The following is a 17,992-nucleotide window of genomic DNA, read 5'->3' on the forward strand; positions in this document are numbered from 1 at the left end:
CATTAAGTGCTTTCCTTTGCGTGCGGAACTCGCGACAAACTTAACCCCCGCCCTCAGCCCCGGAAGCCCTCCCTGCCGTCACATTATTCAACCAGTTTTGCGGGCGTGCGCCGCTGCGCGGCTAGCTCGCGTGCTCCTCGGCGGGGTTGGTCTGATTGTTCTGGTTGGACTTCTTACTTTGGCTCAGAGAAAAGCGGAAGATGCGTTGTGCATCCCCCGTTTTTGTTGCGGTTAGTCTAGGTCAATAAACTTGGTGCTTATAATCTTGCCGTCTTTTACTAGCATTCTGGCCATGGTGGGGCCTCGGGTGCCTCGGGGGTAGCTGGCGCTGCCCGGGTTGAGGACTAAGCAACGGCCCACTTGGGCTTCTTTGGTTACGTGGGTGTGGCCGTTGATGGCTACGTCCACGGATCCCACCGGAAGGTCTTCGCGGTAGTGGGCTACGGCGAATTTGAGGCCTTCGTAAGTAAAGAGCGCAAGACGGTCTACATCGGGGCCGTAGTCGCGGTAGTAATCGTTGTTGCCCAGTACGGCCCGCACGGGGGCGATGGTGCATAGGTGCTCGTAGTCCATCTCTGACGTAAGGTCGCCGGCGTGGATGATCAGGTCTGCGCCCTCAAGCTCGTCCAGGAGCGCAGGCGATAAATGGCCGTGGGTGTCCGAGATGATGTCGATACGCTTGGCGCTTGCACTGTTCATGGGATCCCTTCCGCAAAAAAACGATTCGGCAGATACATACAAAAAAGGCCCCACGGCTCCGCAGACGATGGGTCTACAGGGCTGCGGGGCCAGTGTGCTAGAGGCTCAGGGCCTTCTTGAGCGGCACGACGCGGCGGCGCGAAACCGGCACGCGTTCGTCGACGCCCGTAATGCCCAGCTGGATGGCGCCCGAGGGCACCGTCTCAACGTCCGTGACGCACGCCAAGTTGACGATATAGCGGCGGTGAACACGGAAGAAGCCAAAATCGCAGAGCTTGGCCTCAAACTGCGCCAGCGAGGTCGTCGACAAAAAGCGATCATCGACGGTATAGATGCAGGAGTAATCGTCCTTGGCCATGATAAAGCGAATGTCGTCCACGGGAATGAGCACCTTGCGGCCGCCCTTTTCCACCGGGATACGCTCGATGGTCACCTTGCTGTCCGTAACCGGCTTGGCGCGTTGCATGACCTTCTCGATCGCGCGATCCAAGCGAGCTTCCTCGACCGGCTTCATCAGATAATCGACGGCATCCACGTCGAATGCCTCGACCGCATGGTCGCTATACGCAGTCACAAACACGATCGCCGGCGGATTTTTGAGCTTATGCAGCGCCTCGGCAAGTTGCAGGCCCGAGGCACCGGGCATCGAGATATCGAGAAACACGACATCCACGCGACTTTCCATAAGCATCTCGATGGCGGAGCGGACGCTCGACGCCTCCGTGATCGTGCCGATCTTGCCCGTTTGCTCGAGCAAGAAGCGAAGCTCCGAGCGAGCCGGCGCTTCATCATCCACAATCATCGCACGCAGCATAGGGATAAAACCTTTCGTCAACTAACTACGCCGGGCATCCGTCGCATGACGTTGAGCCCGTAGCCTTTTATTTTACTCTTGAATGTCAAAGATGCTCTCTGACAAATCAAGATGAAGAAGCACTTTGGTGCCCTTGCCCGGCGCCGATTCGACACGCGTATAGGAGTGCGGCCCAAAAAAGCGATGGATGCGCTCCGAAATATTGTGCATGGCCACACCGGCGCCGCCACCCTGGGGAGAGCTGGCGTCGGGACGGGCAGAGCGCTCGTCAAACAGTCTGGCGGCGGTACCCTCATCCATGCCCACGCCATTATCGGCCACGGCAATCAAGATTGCATCCTCGCCGTCTTGGTGAACGGTCACGTCGATCCTCAGGGCGTCGTCATCGCCCATACCATGACGTACGGCGTTCTCGACAATCGGCTGGATCACGAACGCCGGCACCAGCGTATCTTCCACGTCCTCGGACACATCGAACGTCGCAAGCACGCGGTCCTCGCCAAAGCGGGCCTTCTCAAAGGTAAGGTAGCGCTTGGTCTGTGCGACCTCGCGCGAGACCGGAATAAGCGATCCCGAGTTGTCGAGTGTAGCACGATAGAACGATGAGAACTCACGAAGCAGTTCGCGGGCCCGCAGCGGGTCGGTGCGCGTAAACGATGCAATGGTGTTCAGCGTGTTGAACAGGAAGTGCGGGTTAATCTGCGCCTGCAGCGCACGCACCTCGGCGCGCGCCGTGAGTTCCTTTTGCACCTCGAGCTCGTGGATGGCGAGCTGCGTGGACAAGATCTCGGCAAAGCCCGAGGCAAGCGCATACTGGGTACGGTCGACGGCGCGCGGGGTCTTGTAGTAGAACTTGAGCGTGCCGACGGTACGATCGCCCACCTTGATGGGGGCGATAATGCCGGCGGGAACTTGGTTGTGCGAGCCGTCCGAGCCCACGACATCCACCATACGGTTGAACGACTGCACGATGCCATGTTCGATAACGTAGCGTGTGGCAAGCGTGTGGATGGGAGTATCGGGCAGCAGTTTTTCCTCAAACTCGCCCGCGCAGGCAAGCACGTTGTCCTCGTCGGTGATGGCCACCGTCATGGCGCGCGTCTCGGGCAAAATGCGCCGGCACACCAAACGCGCCGACTCCTGCGTCAGACCGCCCTTAATGTCCTCGAGCATGGCCGAGGCCACCGAGAGCGTCTCCTCGGTGTACTGGGAGCGCACCGAATCGGGATTGAGCGTCAAAAAGATAAAAATGCACAGAAAGATGCACAGCAGCGCGCAGGCAATCACCGTGGCGATCGGCTCGATACCGGTCACCAAGGCAAAAATAAAGTACACCAGCACGCAAATGGCGCAGGCAACGGCAATGATGCGAAAGATTGATATTGAACTATCGCGCTGGGCGCGGCGGTCGATCATTCGGCCCCCTCCAGGATACTGATCAGTTGTGCGTCACGCCAAAGCCCGTCCATGATCTTGGGCCAAAAGCTCTGGAAACGCAGATAGCTTGCAGCGTTTTGGCGCGCATAGGCCTTTGCCTCGTCGATACCATGGCGCCAGATGCGCAGGTAGCCCTCATGCTCGCGGGTAAACACGCTGCGGACCATAGCGGTCTTGCGCACGCGGTCGTCGAGCTCGCGCGAAATCCACGGGCCCGGGTAGGGCATGAGCGATGCCGCCGTAACGGGAATGAGCTCCTTTTGATGCGCGGCGAATGTCAACTTGGCCCGTTCGTAGTACCAACGGTATACATCCTGCATAAAGCGCGGTGAGCGCTTTTCGGACTCCGGAGGCAGATGGCGCACGGTCCACTCGTTATCGAACCACACGTCGTAGCCAAACATGCGCATGTTAAAGAGGTAATCCAAGTCCTCGCCGCGGGTGATAAACGGGTCAAAGGCCACACGCGTAAAGGCGCGGGCGTGCAGGGCCATCAGGCCGCCGCACACGTAGTTGGAGCGCGAGATGCGGGTGCCCGAGAGCGCCTTTTTCATCCAACGGTTGAACTCGATGCGCTTGGTCCACCAACGATGGCAGATGCCCGCCTTGTCCGTAGGAGCCAACGGCGAGCCGTCGCGATCGTAGAAATAGCCGCTCTTGACCAAGATCGGCAAGCCCTGACGTGTCTGCTGCCCCAACGCATAGGTCGCGCGCTTCATAAAGTCGGCGTCGATGACAGTCTCATCGTCATCCAAAAAGATAACCGCGTCATGCCCCAGCACAGCGGCACAGGCTAGCCCCATGTTGCGGATGGCACCGTAGCCTCGCAGGCTCACGCACTCGCCCGAACCCTTGGGCGCGATCTGAGCAACCCGGTCTGCGATGCGCGAGGCCTGGGTGTTGGTGACAACGGTGACCTTGAGCGTGGGATGCGCGTCGACAATCTCGTGCACGCGCAGCGACACATCGGCTGTGGCAGAAACAGGACAGACCACCAAAAGGATGATGCGCGGGATGTCGCACACCTGCTCAAGCGAGGCCAGGCAGCGGTCGAGTTCGGGATTGTCGGCGTTGAGTCGCGTCGAATGGTCATAGGTGCCAGGGGCGTTTGCGCAAGCGTCATCGCCCGCCCAATACGTTGGAATCACGACCGTGGCGTTCATGCCTTACCCTCCCTGCAACACAAAAACGGGACGCCGCCAAACACAGGCGACGCCCCGCGACCCAGCTGATTCCATCATACCCACTTGGGCAAATCATTGCTCGCAAGTCGCAATGTTTATTGCGGATAACCCCAAAAGAGTACCGTGGACAGGCACAATAGCCGCTCGCTCCTATGCGGCATGCTCTGCCGCCCGAGACATGCGGGACAGACGGACCAGCAGCACAAAGCCAACGACCAGCAGCACGCCAATGGAAAGGACGCCCAGCGACGGGTTGCCGGTCAGCGAGGTAACGACCGACACCAGAAAGGTGCCCATAACGCTTGCGTAACGACCAAAGATGTCAAAGAAGCCATAGTACTCGTTGGACTTTTCCTTGGGGATAATGCGGCCAAAATAGCTACGGCTGAGCGCCTGCACGCCGCCCTGGAACAGGCCGACCATAATGGCAAGCACCCAAAACTCAAAGGCGGTCTTTAGGAAGAACGCGGCGAACAGCACAATGCCCATATAGGCAGCGACTGCCACCAAGATCATGTTGAGCGTGCCCACGCGGCCGGCGAGCTTACCGTAGATGATAGCGGACGGGAAGGCCACAAACTGCGTAACGAGCAGAGCCAACACCAGTTGGGTCGAGTCGATGCCCAGAGCCGATCCGTAGCTGGTTGCCATGGAAATAACCGTGTGCACACCGTCGATGTAGAAGAAGAACGCGATCATGTAGACCAGTACGGTCTTGTTGTGGGCAATCTCGCGCATGGTGTGTCCGACCTCGGAGAACACACCGCCCACGATGTGGCCGATGGTGTCCTCGGGACCACGCTCGCGACCGTACTTTTGCTTATAGGTGCGAATGAGCGGCAGGGTAAAGATGAGCCACCAGGCACCAGTGATGATAAACGACAGACGCGTTGCCAGCATGGTGGGGACGCCAAGAGCGGGGCCACCCATGATAAGCGCCAAGCAGATGATGAACGGCACGGTGGAACCGATGTAGCCCCAGGCATAACCCGAGCTGGACACGGCGTCCATGCGCTCGTCGGTGGTAATGTCAGGCAGCATAGCGTCGTAGAACGTCATAGAAGAGTTAAGGCCGATGGTGCACAGCACGTACACGGTCAAAAATGCCATGGCGGACATTGGGATAGCCTGCGCCAGGCAAAGAACCAGGCCCGTGAGGAAGAAGCCCAAGAAGAACTTGATCTTGTTGCCGGCGTAATCGGCAAGCGCGCCCAGAATGGGCATGAGCATGGCAATGACCAGCGAGGCAATCGTCTGAGCGTTGCCCCAAGCGACCACCAGGTCTGCCGAGGAAGCACCGGTATTGATGGCGTTAAAGTAGATGGGCACCACCGAGGTATTGAGCAGTACGAGGGCCGAGTTTCCCACATCGTACATGACCCAGTTACGCTCGAGCTTGGTGTATTTCATGGACAGGGACCCTTCGTATTCGCCCGATATGCAGTTAGTTCATCGTACCCCAATTGTCCAGAAGCGCCGGTAAGGATTCGGCAAAGGGGCACGCACGAGCCCTACTCCTCGCGGTCGAACTCCTCGTCGGCGCCGAGCACGCGACCGCTGTAATTGACATGGTTGGTCACGGCTTCCATATCGCCGGTCTCGATAAAGCGGGCAACCGTGCACTCGTAATCGAGCAGCGCGCGGTCAAAGACCTCGGGGAAGCTCTCGGTCGAGACTTCATCGGTAAAGGGGTTCTTCCATGCCAAGTGGCCCAGGTTGCCGGTGCGCTCGGGCAGCTCCGTCGTCACGCGATGGGCAAGGCCGTCGAGCAGCGAGTAGTCGTGCACCAAGCCCTCAACCAGCGAGATCGCGCGCGTCTTTACGGAGCCGGCCGGCTCAATCGCGCGGTAAAGTCGCTGCATATTGGCAACGGCAGCACCGTACTCCCCCGCCGGAATGTCAATGCCGTACACGCGTCCGGCAACATAGCTCATCAGCACGCCGGCCACGCGATTGATGCGATCGGTGGTGACGATCTCGCCCGCCGGCGGGTAATCGTCAACCGTAGCGCCATCGCGTTTAAGCTGCAGCATCAGTACATCCAGGTCGCTCTCGATCACGGCATGGACCTGACTGCTCGAATCCTCAAGCTCTGAATCGGACTCCACGATGCCAAACTGTTGCTCATAGACAAAGGGATGGGCGTTGCGGTCGAGCACGTAATGAGACAGCAGGCCCAGCGCAAACGCACGGCCCAGGTTGGCATCGCGCGGCAGCAGGTGCGACACGCCGTCGCGCAGACACGAGAACTGACGCGACATGCGCGACCGATGCATGACCTGCGCCAGCAGCGTGCAGTCGGAAACACGCGGTGTCAGAATGTGAAAGAAAAACGGGTCGGGGCCTTGGTTGCCCAAGATAAAGGCAATGCGCTCTTCATCGGACGTGATGACGCCCTGCGGAAGACGGTCGATGCTTTCCTCGCCAAACAGATGATGGGTGATAAGCGCGGGCATAATGATCCTTTCGATTTCATTCGATGCCACCCATTATGCCCACCGCGCGCCCATGCCAAACCTGCGATGGTAAACGACGGCACGCAAGCCTCTTACGCAAGCCCCAGGTGCGACTTGACCTCGGCGGCACGACGACGGGACACCGGCACCGTCGAGCTCACGCGGTCGAGCCTGAGCTCCATCAACCCCGTGGAGCCAATCTCAACATTGTGCACGTCTTCCAAATTGACCAGATAGCTGCGATGAACGCGAATAAAGCCCTCGGAGCCCAAGCGACGTTCGAGTGAAGAGATCGACTCATTGATCAGATATGTTCCCTCGGCGCAGACGGCGTTGCAAAAATCGGCACGCGCCTCAAAGTAGCAGACATCCGCCACGGGGATGAACACCTTTTTGCCCCCGCGATCCACCGTCAGGCGCAAGGGCTGGCGCGGAGCATGGACGACACGACGAACGCCCAGGGCGGCCTCGATCTTATCGAGCGCCTTTGACAGGCGGGCATCCTCGACCGGCTTGACGACGTAATCAATGGCATCGAGGTTATAGGCATCGGCCGCATACTCGGCAAATGCCGTCACAAACACCACGACCGGCGGCGTTTTTAGGTTCTGCAGCGTCTCGGCAAGCTCGATTCCCGAGCGGCCGGGCATCGTGATATCCAAAAACAGCACGTCGGGCTTGTTCGACAGAATCGACTCCACGGCCTCGGTGACATTGCCCGCCTCGGCAATCTGTCCCACACGTGCATCCTTTTCCAGCAGATAACGTAGCTCAGCCCTAATAGGAGGCTCGTCATCAACCACCAAGATGTTCCATCCCTCGGACATATGCGCTTCCCCTCTTTTTTCTCTCTCAATCCAACCGCGCGCTACACCTTCATCGGCGCCGGCTCATGCGGCTCGCCGTTCAGCTCGACGATGACCTGCGTTCCCACGCCCTCCTGGGACTTCACGCGCATGCCAGAATCTTCCCCGTAAAAGAAATGGATGCGCTGAAGCACGTTGAAGAGCGCCAGGCCGCAGCCTCGCTTGGTGGAGCCGTCGGCGGTAATGCTCTCGGGCTCCTCTCGGCGATGCTGCTCAAACAGGTGCGCGCAGACTTCTTCGCTCATACCGATGCCGTCATCTTCGACGATGATCTCCAAGCCGTCATCGGTCTCAAAAGCCCTAACATGAATAGAAAGCGGCTCGGTCTCGCGCTGCGCATGCTTGATGCAGTTTTCGAGCAGCGGCTGCAAGATAAACGGCGGCACCATGCTGTCGCGCACCTCAAAGTCGATATCGACCGAGACGCGCAGACGGCCGTCGCCATACCGGGCCTGCATAAGGTTGATGTAACGAGTGCCCTGTTCCACCTCGTGCTCGAGCGTTGTGAGGGTATCGGAATCGGACAGTGTCTGACGGTAGTAATTGGAAAAGTCGATGAGCAGCGACCTGGCCTTGTCCGGCTCGGTACGCACGAGCGACACGATGGTGCTGATGGTGTTAAACAGAAAATGAGGATCGACCTGCGATTGCAAGGCGCGCAGCTCCACGCGAGCTGTAAGCTCGTCCTGGCGCTCGAGCTCAAAGCTCGCAAGCTGCGTGGAAATGAGGTCGGCAAAGCCCGAGGCAAGCGCCGTCTGGCGCATATCGATGCTGCTCAGACGGGGATAATACAGCTCGAGCGTGCCCACGCAATGCCCGCGCACGGTGAGCGGTGCGACGATACCGGCGCGCAGGCGCGGAAAGTAGCCACCCGTCTCAGTCGAGGCATCGCGCGAAAATACGCTTTGCTCACCGCTGTTGATCACGTTGAGCGTAGTCCGCAGCACAACCGGAGTGCCCGCGGGGCATTTTGCCGAGTCCTCGCCCCAGCTCGCCAGCACCTGCTTGCCGTCGGTAAAGCAGATGGCCGAGGCGATGGTCTCGGAAAGGATGATTTTGGAAGCGCCCAGGGCCGCTTCGGGCGTAAGGCCTCGCGACGTATAGGCGAATATTTTCGATGCGATGGCGAGTGTGCGGTCGGTAGCGCTCGACGTGAGGTCGTCGGGAACGACAAAGACGTACGAGAAGAAGAAGCACAGCATGACCAAGCCGGCAATGACGACAACGCCCGGGACGGGGTTGGGATTATCGGTCAAATCCCAGATAAGCAACAGGATAAGCGCCGGAACGACAACACCGAGCAGGATGGCCTGGACCACATGCTGGGCCGTACGAAAGACCTTGGTAGAGTTGTAGCTCTTGCCCAGAATCAGCCTGTTTAAATCCACCGTCATCCCCTTTTATCTACCGCACCCATAGCAATAAAGAGGGCCGCAAGCGACCCTCTCCATTGCATTATGCAATCAAAAACTGTGTTTTACATCCAGCCATCGACAAACGGTATCTTAGGCACTGTATTTGTTGGCCTCGCCAAAGGTGCCAGCCTCGACGATCCAGCCGTCCTTCATGATGACGTCCATGTTGTCGGTGTTGAGCACGTGAATGTCAGCGGCGACGTCACCGTTGACGACCAGCAGGTCGGCGCACTTGCCGGCCTCGATGGAACCGGTCTCGTCCTCGATGTGGCACATCTTGGCACCGTTGAGGGTGGCGCAGGTGATGGTCTCGACCGGGGTGAAGCCGATCTTGTCGACGAACTCGTACATCTCCTCGATGGAGCAGGTGCCGTACGGGGTGACGAAGGAGAAGGAGTCGGAGCCGATCGTCATGACGACGCCGCGCTTCTTGGCCTCGCGCAGGCAGTCGTAGTTGCGCTGCAGCTCCTTCTCGACCAGGGTGCCCTCGTACTTGTCGTGCAGCTCGGGGACGTAGACGGGCGGATAGGTGGCGTACCAGGTGGGCAGGAAGGCGATCGTCGGGGTGAAGAAGGTGCCCTGCTCGGCCATGAGGTCCATGGTGCGCTCATCGATATCGAAACCGTGGATCAGCTGCTCGCAGCCAAAGCGGACGGAATCGTAGGCAGCGGCGTGGTTGTTGTAGCAGTGGCTCCACACGGGGATGCCGACCAACTTGGCCTCTTCGATCACGGCCTGGATCTCCTCGGAGCAGTAGTGCTGGTCGCGACCGGAGTCCCAGCGCCAGATGCCGCCACCGGTAGCCCAGATCTTGATGGCATCGGGGTTCTCGCGCAGGCGACGACGGACGGCCTTGCGCAGATCCCAAGGACCGTCGACCTGATCGCCCCAGGGGTGGGATTCCTTGTTGAGCTCTTGGGTGCAGTGGTGGGAGTCGCCGTGACCGGCAACGCGGCAGAAGCCCAGACCGGTTGCCAAAACGCGCGGGCCCTTGAAGACGCCCTTGTCGATGCAGTCACGGATCTGGATACCAAAGCGGCCGATCTCGCAGACGGTGGTAAGGCCGTGGGTGAGGCAGTCGTAGGCCTGCTTGACGGCGACGGCCTGCTTCTCGAGGAGCGGCTGCATAACCCAGTCGGTGTCATCGTCGGTCAGGTTGCCCGAGAAGTGCAGGTGGGTGTCGATCAGGCCGGGAAGGACGGTCTTGCCGGCGGCGTCGATAACCTCAACGCCCTCGGGAAGGTCCTGCATAGCACCGGCATACCCGATCTTGCCGTTGTCGTCGACGAGAACGAGGGAGTTCTCGACCGGCTCGGCACCGGTACCGTCGATGAGCTTGCCGCCAACGATTGCGTACTTAGTGGACATGGTTCCTCCTTATGGATCCATATAGTGGGCGAGGCCATGTTGGGTTATGGCCTCACAAAGCTACCCAAGTGGTGCCGGGTTCGGTGCGCGGAAGAGAGGGGTCCGCGCACCCGATCCGCCCCGGCTAGGCGTTATTTTTTGCGGGAATTGGTGAAGGCCATGAGGGCCAGGCCAACGGCCAGCCAGCCGATCACGATGCTCCACTCCACCATGTTGAGGGAGGCGGGAGAGAACGGGACCACGAGCAGGCCAATGATGACGGCGCAGGCAGCGACAGCGAGGCTGATGCCAAACTTGCCGCCGGGCACCTCGTAGGGACGAGGCAGGTCGGGCTCGGTGAAGCGCATGCGCAGGCAAGCGAGGGCGACCATGCCGCAGGAGAAGATGAAGGCGAGAGCCGACACGTTGGTCAGAGGGATGAGCATGTTCTTGCCCAGGAACGGACCGATGACGGTGATGACGCCCAGAACGGCGCAGGCGAGCTTGGGAGCGCCGGACTTGGGATCGACCTCGGCGAACTTCTCGGGCAGCTGGCCCTTGCGGCCCATGGCGAGCATGATGCGGCTCGTGGCGCCGTAGAAGGAGTTCATCGGGCCCATGGGTCCAAGCGTGGCGATGACGAGCATGGCCAGGTACAGGAGCATGTTGATGCCCTTGAGGCAGGCAAGCGCGGGAACCGGGCTCTTAACAAACTCATGCCAGTCGAGGATGGTGCCGAACGAGTAGATGCAGACCATGTAGAAGCCGCCGGCGGCCAGCAGGGCCAGGGAGATGATCTTGCCGAACTTGTTCCAGTTGAGGCCCTCGGCTGCTTCCTCAGCCTGCTGAGGAATGGTATCGAAGCCGGCGTAGAAGAACGGGGTCAAAACCAGGACCGACACGATGCCGGCGAACAGGCTGGTGCCCTCGGTAGCGGGCTTGCCGCCGCCAGCACCGGTGACCTGGGAGAACACGGGCATGGCGTGTTCCGGCGAACCGGTGAACAGCGAGACACCCATGGCGAGCAGCATGCCGCAGAGCAGAGCCTTGGTCAGGAAGGCCTGGAGCTTGGCGGCCGAGCTGGCACCGCGGAAGTTGAGGAAGATGACGTAGACTGCAAAGCCGAGCGCGATTAGCGTCGGGAACAAGTAAACGTCGGCGCCCAAGATGGTGTAGAGCTTGACGGCGCGCAGCCACTCAAGACCGGGCAGGCTGCCGAACATCTCGGACACGAGGGTCGAAATGGCGATGGCCTCCCACGGGCACAGGATGCCGTTGCCCAGGGCCAGGAGCCAACCGGTGATGTAGCTCAGCGTACGGCCAAAGCTACGGTCGACATACTCGACGATGCCGCCCGAGATGGGGATAGCAGCCGTGAGCTCACCGAAAACAGCTCCGACGGGCACGAGGAAGATTGCACCCAAGAGGAATGCAATCATAGCGGGAACGGGACCGCCGCCCACGACCATCCAGTCGCCGACCTGCAGAACCCAACCGGTACCGATGATGGCACCGAAACCGATGGTGAAGAAGTTCCAGAGCGAAAGCGTTTTCTTCATGCCGCCGTTGTCCTCGACTGCAACTTCTGCGTTCTTGTCCGCCATTGTTCCCCTCCTTTCCTTTTTGACGCCCCTTGGCGTCACCCCTTGCGCGGTCCGTTTTGCCGCGCGCTTTTATTCCATGGCTTTAAGATACGGCCTTGGCGCAGCAGCGCCGCTCGCAGCTCGACCGAAGGCAGAACTGCAAAACGAGCGGCACCGTTTTTGGGACGAACGGCGGGAGACGTCATTCGTCTTGGACGCTTTCATCTTGTCTGCTTTTGAATACCTGTTGCCGTGACGCTTGGCGCGCGGCGCGGCAACGTTCATACCATTTGTCAGGCTTTTGGCGCACATACCCATGTGTCGTGCATCTTTTTATGTAGGATAGACAAGTTACACATGAGGCAAGGTGATTCGAATGGCATACGGATACAATGACGGCGACCAACGGCCACAAAGCGTGCGCCTTGCCGGCCGCACCACGCCAACGCCCAGAAGCACCTCCGACAACGACAACCCGCAGCGCCCCCAAGAGCAACTCGGGGCTTCTTCGCGGCAACAAAGCCGTACCGTGCAGCAGTCAGACCGCGTGAGCACGAGCACACGCCAACGCCAGACCGACACATCGCAGCCACGCCGCCACGATCGTCGTAAGACCGATTACTACGTTAAGCGCTCCTTTTCGCGACCTCAACGCGATCGCGCCAATTCCGCCCCTCACCCCGCGTCACACACCACAAGCCACGCGCTTCCGGCCCGCCGCCTACGCCTTGCGCTTTGCTCCATTGCCGCCTGCCTCGTCTTTGTGTTTTTGGGATCCTGTATCTCCCACGGATCAGCCGGTCTTGAGCCCACTGCCGAGGACAAGCTGCTTAAAGCTCCCGTCGCGCCCGGTTACTCCTTTGCGTTCTCGACCCCACGCTCGCAATGGCAGGCCGGCACCATGCCCCACATCTACCAAATTGACCCCGCATGGTCGGAGCTGCCCTATGCCGGTGGCACTATTCGCGAAAACGCTTGCGGTCCCACTTGCCTCACCATGGTCTATATCTTTAAGACCGGCCACACCGATAAGACGCCGGTCGATATATGCGCACTGGCCGAAGCCGGCAACTACGCCCCCACTGGTGCCACCGAGTGGTCGTTTATGACGGGCGGTGCGTGGCAGCTGGGACTCAACGGAACACAGCTCTATAACGATCGTGAATCGATTACCCAAGCACTTCGCTCGGGTGCGCCCGTTATCGCCGCAGTGCGCCCCGGTACGTTTACCAACGTAGGCCACTACATCGTGCTCTACGGCATCGACGATGCCAACCAGATTGGCGTCTACGACCCCAACTCGGCCAGCCGCAGCGCCCGCCGCTGGGGCGTCGTAGAGGTCCTCAACGAAGTCGAAGCCATGTGGGCCTACTACTAGTCATTGAGCACTCATTGGGGACAGACACTCATTGGGGACAGACTTAAATGAGTAGTCCCAGATTGCCAGGAACCGCCGGTACGGAAAGCGCATCCCACTTTGGAACTCAATGGTGAGATGCGCTTTCCGCTAGCGGTCCGTTTGGGAAACAACATCCCGCTTTTCGGCCAAATTCCGGGATGCATTTTCCCGTTGAGGACCTCAAGGGAAACTAGATCCCGTTTTGGACGTTCATCCTGGGATGCACTTTCCGCAGTTGATCGACAGTGGCCTTTAAGGACTGTCCCAAGCTGCCGGCAGGAAAGGAACGTCCCCAAGTGCCGGGTTTCCGCAGTCATTGGGGACAAACTTAAATGAATAGTCGTTGAGGACGTTCTTGTTTGACTAGTCGTTTAAGAACGTCCCCAATGACTAGGTGAATAGCAAAAGCCCCGCAGCCGGAGCGGACTGCGGGGCTCATGAAGAGAGGCTAGTTTGTGGGCGCTTTGCCTGGCGCCCACGAGAGAGGCAACAGAGCAGAGACTACTCGTGGATGCGGGTACCGGAGAGGCCGGCCATGGTCTCGGCGGCCTTGTCCAGTGCGCCGATGATGCAGGTGCGGCCCTTGCGGGAACGCGCGAACTTGATGGCAGCGCGGACCTTGGGCTCCATGGAACCCTTGCCGAACTGGCCCTCGTCGGCCAGGCGCTCGGCCTCGTCGGCGGTGAGGTCCTCGAGCTCCTCCTGGTTGGGCTTGCCAAAGTTGATGGCGACATGCTCGACGGCGGTCAGCAGGAACAGAACGTCGGCGTCGCAGTCCTCGGCCAGCAGCTCGCCGCCCAGGTCCTTGTCGATGACGGCGGGAACGCCCTTGTAGCAGCCCTTGTTCTCATAGTCGCGGACGACGGGGATGCCGCCGCCACCGCAGGCGATGACGATGAACTCGTTGTCGAGCAGGTTGAGGATGGAGTCAGCCTCGACGATCTTCTTGGGATCGGGGGAAGCGACGACGCGACGCCAGCCGCGGCCGGAATCCTCGACGAAGACCTTGGAGGGATCCTCGGCCATGAACTCCTTGGCCTGCTCCTCGGTGTAGAAGGGGCCGATCGGCTTGGTCGGATTCTTGAACGCGGGATCGTCGGGATCGCACTCGATCTGGGTGACGACGGTGGCGGCGTGCCAACGCTTATAGCGCTTGTGCATCTCGCGGCCGATGCCCTGCTGCAGGTGGTAGCCGATGTAGCCCTGGGACATGGCGCCGCACTCGGGCAGCGGCATCTCGGGGGTGCCGATGGCGTCGTGGGCGGCGGCGAAGGCGTTCTGGATCATGCCGACCTGCGGGCCGTTGCCGTGGGTGATGATGATCTCGTTGCCCTGCTCGATGAGACCGAGGAGGGCGTGGGCGGTGTTGCTCACGGCCTCGATCTGCTCGACGGGGTTGTTGCCGAGGGCGTTGCCGCCGAGGGCGACGACAATACGATCGGGCTTGCCAAGAGGCTTAGACATTGCTGGAATCCTTTCTGTAAAAGGCCTACAACCCATTAATAACCCGCGTCCGTGCGATACGCGAGTTTATTAAGGTTTATATTCTCTTTATCGCTCATTTTATTCATTTTGAAAATACCTAAGCGGCGAACGGTCGATTTTACCCGCTCAGCGTAAAGAAGCCCAGTTCAGGCATATCTACGCCATTTACGTGCAACTTTATTTAAATAGAGCAGGGATTAGACCAGATTATGCAAACTATATCTTTGCTAAACACAAAACGGACAGCGCAATATCTTACTCGCACTATACGCGATTCTATACATTAATTTGACGAGTATGCACCCCTGCAAAAACATGGGGCTTTTCATCCAACATAAGGGATAGCCGATCGCGCTTCACCCCGCGGCAAGCGACTGCGAGTTCGCAGTATGGAACTTTACCGTCGGCTTCTGCATGAACGCTGCCGACGCCCTTTCGCTCCTGCGCGCCCAAGCAGCCGAGAACGCTAACGGCGCCACTGCCAACCTGGCCACCCTCAACAACGGCGCCGCCAGCCTTTTCGCAAAGTACCGTGCTGGCTCGCTGGCTTTGAGGCCTAAGTGAGCTTTGCTATTTGCCAATTTTTGTATGATTTGGGTCAAATCTATTTGTCAATTTTTGTATGATTAGGGGCAAATCTATTTGCCAATTTTTGTCAATGAGGTGTTTTAATGCTACGCCGCAAGGTCACTGATAGGCTTTTGAGCTGGAAGAATAACTCCCATAAGGCCCTGCTTGTTACCGGTGCGCGTCAGATTGGCAAGAGCTATGCGATTCGCGCGTTTGGAAAGAGCAACTACGCTTCGTATTATGAGGTCAATCTGCTACTTGATGCCGAGGCAAGAGACGTACTTGTTGGCGCTAAGAACTCCATTGACTTCATCAACCGTGTGGCCCTTCTTGCGGATGCACCGCTTGTTGAAGGAGACACGCTTATCTTCGTCGATGAGATTCAGGAGTATCCGCAGATCGTTACACTTATGAAGGCGCTGGTCGAGGACGGACGCTTTAGCTATGTCTTCTCGGGGTCTATGCTTGGGACTGAGTTTAAGGGGATCTCTTCTTTTCCGGTAGGGTATGTCGAGCACATTGTTATGCGGCCGATGGATTTTGAAGAGTTTTGTTGGGCAAACAGCGTCAGCGAAAATGTGCTTGCAGATATTCGCAGCCGCCTTGTCGAGAGACGTCCCGTCGAAAACTATATTCATGAGGCGATGCTCAAAAACTTTAGAGCCTATATCGTTTGCGGCGGCATGCCGGAGGTCGTTCAGAACTATATCGATTCGGGCTATTCGCTCGTGAGAACGCGTGAGCTTCAAATTCAGCTAGTCGATCAGTACAAAAGCGATATCTCTAAATATGCATCGACTCGAGCGTTTAACGTTCGCTCCATTTTCGAGCAAATTCCCGTTCAGCTTGAGGCGGAGTCCCATCGCTTTATCGTCTCGTCTCTAGGCGAGGGAGCTCGTCTTCAAAAATACGAGCAGGATTTCCTATGGCTGGTGAACGCAGGCGTTGGATTGATGGTCCCCCAGGTGACGGAGGCACGAAGCCCTCTCAAGAGGACGGAGAAAACGACGGCCTTTAAACTATACGAGTCCGATACAGGTATGCTCGCATCGCGGTATCCCGGCAGCACGGCACGCGCCGTCTACCTTGACATGAAAACCCCCAACCTCGGCGGCCTCTATGAGAACGTGGTCGCACAGGAACTCGTTGCCCTCGGAGCAGATACGTGGTACTACCAAACGCGTGAGGTCGGTGAAGTCGACTTTGTAATCGAAGGTGCCCGCGGGCATGTTGTCCCAATCGAAGTCAAATCGGGCAAGAAAGTTCGAGCACATGCAGCCCTCGACCGTTTGATGAGTGTGGGCGAGTACAAAATTCCCGAGGCCGTTGTGCTGAGCCACGAAAACCTTTGCAAAGAGGGCAAGATCCTTTACGTTCCAATCTATATGACATTCTGTCTCGATGAGTTTATGGAAAAGGACGACCCCAACAACGATTTCTCGTTTGCACCCATATCTCTCTAGGTCATCTGAGTCCGCAAGCCAGCCCCCACGCCCAAAGTACTGCGCCTTTCGCGCCAAAGGCGCGAAACAGCAAGGGGATAGAAGGCAGCGACAACCAACTCCCCCACTATGCCCAAAGTGCTGCGATGTTTCGCGCAAAGCGCGAAACAGCACTGGGGCAGCAGAAGGCCACAATCAGCTAGCCCTCCATGCCCAAAGTGGCGCGTGGTTTCGCGGCCACGCCGCGAAACAGCGACCGGGACAAGGCACCCCCACAGCCACGTCCTTCATTCAGCCCCACAATCCGAGGACGTAGTCGTAGCAGGATCTGAGGGCTAACCTTCGCGGACACTCCGCAGGACGAAAGAACCCCCGCCGCACGTAGTGTGAACTGCGCCCCAATTCTTGGACGGGCTAATAAGCGGCCTACGCCGCACATAGGGACTGATTCCGGAATTCCTCCGGGGTCAGTCCCTTCAGTTTAACCTGCCTCCTTCTCGTGTTCCAATGGATGATGTATTCGTCCAGGTCCCTCTTGAAGTCTTCGAAGCAGGGCCATTTTCTTCCGCGAAAGAACTCGTCCTTCATATGGCCGAACACCTGCTCCGTCGCGCCGTTGTCGATGCAGTTGCCCTTCCGGGACATGCTCTGCACCACGCAGGCCTCCTCCAACCGCTTGCACCACCCGGCCTGCTGGTACTGCCAGCCCATGTCCGAGTGCAGGACCGGCCTGGAGCCCTCGGGCATCTTGGACACGAGCTGGTCGAGCAGCTCGTGCTGCTGGGCCATGTTGGGATGCAGCGACGTGGACCAGGCGACGATCTCCTTGCTGCCGAAATCGTAGACCGGCGCGAAGTAGGCCTTGCCCCAGGGCTGCTTGAACTCGGTGACGTCGGTGCCCATCTTCTCCCACGGCCCGCCGGCGGCGAAGTCCCTGCCGATGACGTTCTCGAAGGTCTTTCCGACCTTGCCCCTGTACGAGTTGTACCTGTGGTAGTCGGTCTCGCGGCGGATCCCGCAGCTGATGCCCATCTCGCGCATCATCTTGAGCACGGTCTTGTCGGCTATGCGCGCGCCCAGCTCGGCGCGCAGGCACATGGCGATCTGCCTGTGGCCGCACCCGTTGGCGGTGCGCGAGAATATCTCGGCGGCGGCCTCCCAGAGCTCGGGCCTGGTGGGAGCCTTCGGGTGCGACAGCGCGTAGTAGTAGCTCGACCTCGCCAGGCCGGCGCACTCGAGCAGGTCGGCGAGGGGGTATTGCCCTGAAAGCCCGCTCACGACCGCGGCCTTCTCGC

The 17,992-nt window shown here is 59.0% G+C and carries 15 protein-coding genes; 3 read left to right on the forward strand and 12 right to left on the reverse strand.

What is annotated here, in order from left to right:
• Window positions 1-231: 231 nt before the first annotated feature.
• The 10 genes from DW233_RS08210 to DW233_RS08255 all read right to left on the reverse strand — a co-directional run bounded on the left by DW233_RS08210 (window position 232) and on the right by DW233_RS08255 (window position 11,822).
• Window positions 232-699 (reverse strand): YfcE family phosphodiesterase, encoded by a 468-nt coding sequence (locus DW233_RS08210; protein ID WP_118267720.1) that lies wholly within the window; start codon window positions 697-699, stop codon window positions 232-234.
• 97 nt (window positions 700-796) lie between these two features.
• Window positions 797-1,513 carry a LytTR family DNA-binding domain-containing protein gene (locus DW233_RS08215; protein ID WP_006235156.1) on the reverse strand — a complete coding sequence of 239 codons (717 nt, stop codon included), beginning with the start codon at window positions 1,511-1,513 and terminating at the stop codon, window positions 797-799.
• A gap of 72 nt (window positions 1,514-1,585) precedes the next feature.
• Window positions 1,586-2,929: a histidine kinase gene (locus DW233_RS08220; protein WP_117757814.1), complete on the reverse strand. Its 1,344-nt coding sequence runs from the start codon at window positions 2,927-2,929 to the stop codon at window positions 1,586-1,588.
• A complete protein-coding gene (locus DW233_RS08225) occupies window positions 2,926-4,113 on the reverse strand; it encodes a glycosyltransferase (protein WP_117638136.1) in 1,188 nt (395 codons plus the stop codon). The genes DW233_RS08220 and DW233_RS08225 overlap by 4 nt, the downstream gene beginning before the upstream one ends.
• Before the next feature lie 171 nt (window positions 4,114-4,284).
• Window positions 4,285-5,544 carry an MFS transporter gene (locus DW233_RS08230; RefSeq protein WP_118267722.1) on the reverse strand — a complete coding sequence of 420 codons (1,260 nt, stop codon included), beginning with the start codon at window positions 5,542-5,544 and terminating at the stop codon, window positions 4,285-4,287.
• A 101-nt stretch (window positions 5,545-5,645) separates the two neighbouring features.
• Window positions 5,646-6,590, reverse strand: a complete 945-nt coding sequence (locus tag DW233_RS08235; protein WP_118267723.1) for a zinc dependent phospholipase C family protein — start codon at window positions 6,588-6,590, stop codon at window positions 5,646-5,648.
• Between the two features lie 92 nt (window positions 6,591-6,682).
• The gene (locus DW233_RS08240; protein ID WP_117716143.1) at window positions 6,683-7,417 is read right to left on the reverse strand and encodes a LytTR family DNA-binding domain-containing protein; all 735 of its coding nucleotides are present in this window, start codon (window positions 7,415-7,417) and stop codon (window positions 6,683-6,685) included.
• 41 nt (window positions 7,418-7,458) lie between these two features.
• Window positions 7,459-8,844 (reverse strand): sensor histidine kinase, encoded by a 1,386-nt coding sequence (locus tag DW233_RS08245; protein WP_233547972.1) that lies wholly within the window; start codon window positions 8,842-8,844, stop codon window positions 7,459-7,461.
• A 117-nt stretch (window positions 8,845-8,961) separates the two neighbouring features.
• Window positions 8,962-10,239: an amidohydrolase family protein gene (locus DW233_RS08250; RefSeq protein WP_118267727.1), complete on the reverse strand. Its 1,278-nt coding sequence runs from the start codon at window positions 10,237-10,239 to the stop codon at window positions 8,962-8,964.
• 131 nt (window positions 10,240-10,370) lie between these two features.
• The gene (locus tag DW233_RS08255; protein ID WP_118267729.1) at window positions 10,371-11,822 is read right to left on the reverse strand and encodes an APC family permease; all 1,452 of its coding nucleotides are present in this window, start codon (window positions 11,820-11,822) and stop codon (window positions 10,371-10,373) included.
• Window positions 11,823-12,177: 355 nt separating this feature from the next.
• Here DW233_RS08255 and DW233_RS10465 point away from each other — a divergent pair, with 355 nt between their 5' ends.
• Window positions 12,178-13,179 (forward strand): C39 family peptidase, encoded by a 1,002-nt coding sequence (locus DW233_RS10465; RefSeq protein WP_233504189.1) that lies wholly within the window; start codon window positions 12,178-12,180, stop codon window positions 13,177-13,179.
• Between the two features lie 522 nt (window positions 13,180-13,701).
• On the opposite strand, the gene arcC is transcribed toward DW233_RS10465, so the two are convergent.
• A complete protein-coding gene (arcC, locus tag DW233_RS08265) occupies window positions 13,702-14,664 on the reverse strand; it encodes a carbamate kinase (protein ID WP_006235166.1) in 963 nt (320 codons plus the stop codon).
• Window positions 14,665-15,099: 435 nt separating this feature from the next.
• Here arcC and DW233_RS10265 point away from each other — a divergent pair, with 435 nt between their 5' ends.
• Together DW233_RS10265 and DW233_RS08270 are read left to right on the forward strand one after the other, a co-directional pair.
• Window positions 15,100-15,249, forward strand: coding sequence for a hypothetical protein (locus DW233_RS10265; RefSeq protein WP_158551673.1), 150 nt, complete (start codon window positions 15,100-15,102; stop codon window positions 15,247-15,249).
• 107 nt (window positions 15,250-15,356) lie between these two features.
• Window positions 15,357-16,718 (forward strand): ATP-binding protein, encoded by a 1,362-nt coding sequence (locus DW233_RS08270; RefSeq protein ID WP_117584183.1) that lies wholly within the window; start codon window positions 15,357-15,359, stop codon window positions 16,716-16,718.
• Between the two features lie 405 nt (window positions 16,719-17,123).
• On the opposite strand, the gene DW233_RS08275 is transcribed toward DW233_RS08270, so the two are convergent.
• Entirely contained in the window at window positions 17,124-17,975 is an 852-nt protein-coding gene (locus DW233_RS08275; RefSeq protein ID WP_199574621.1) for an IS3 family transposase, read from the reverse strand.
• Between the last annotated feature and the right edge of the window lie 17 nt (window positions 17,976-17,992).

It is taken from the genome of Collinsella sp. AM20-15AC, assembly GCF_003471405.1.
GTDB lineage: Bacteria > Actinomycetota > Coriobacteriia > Coriobacteriales > Coriobacteriaceae > Collinsella.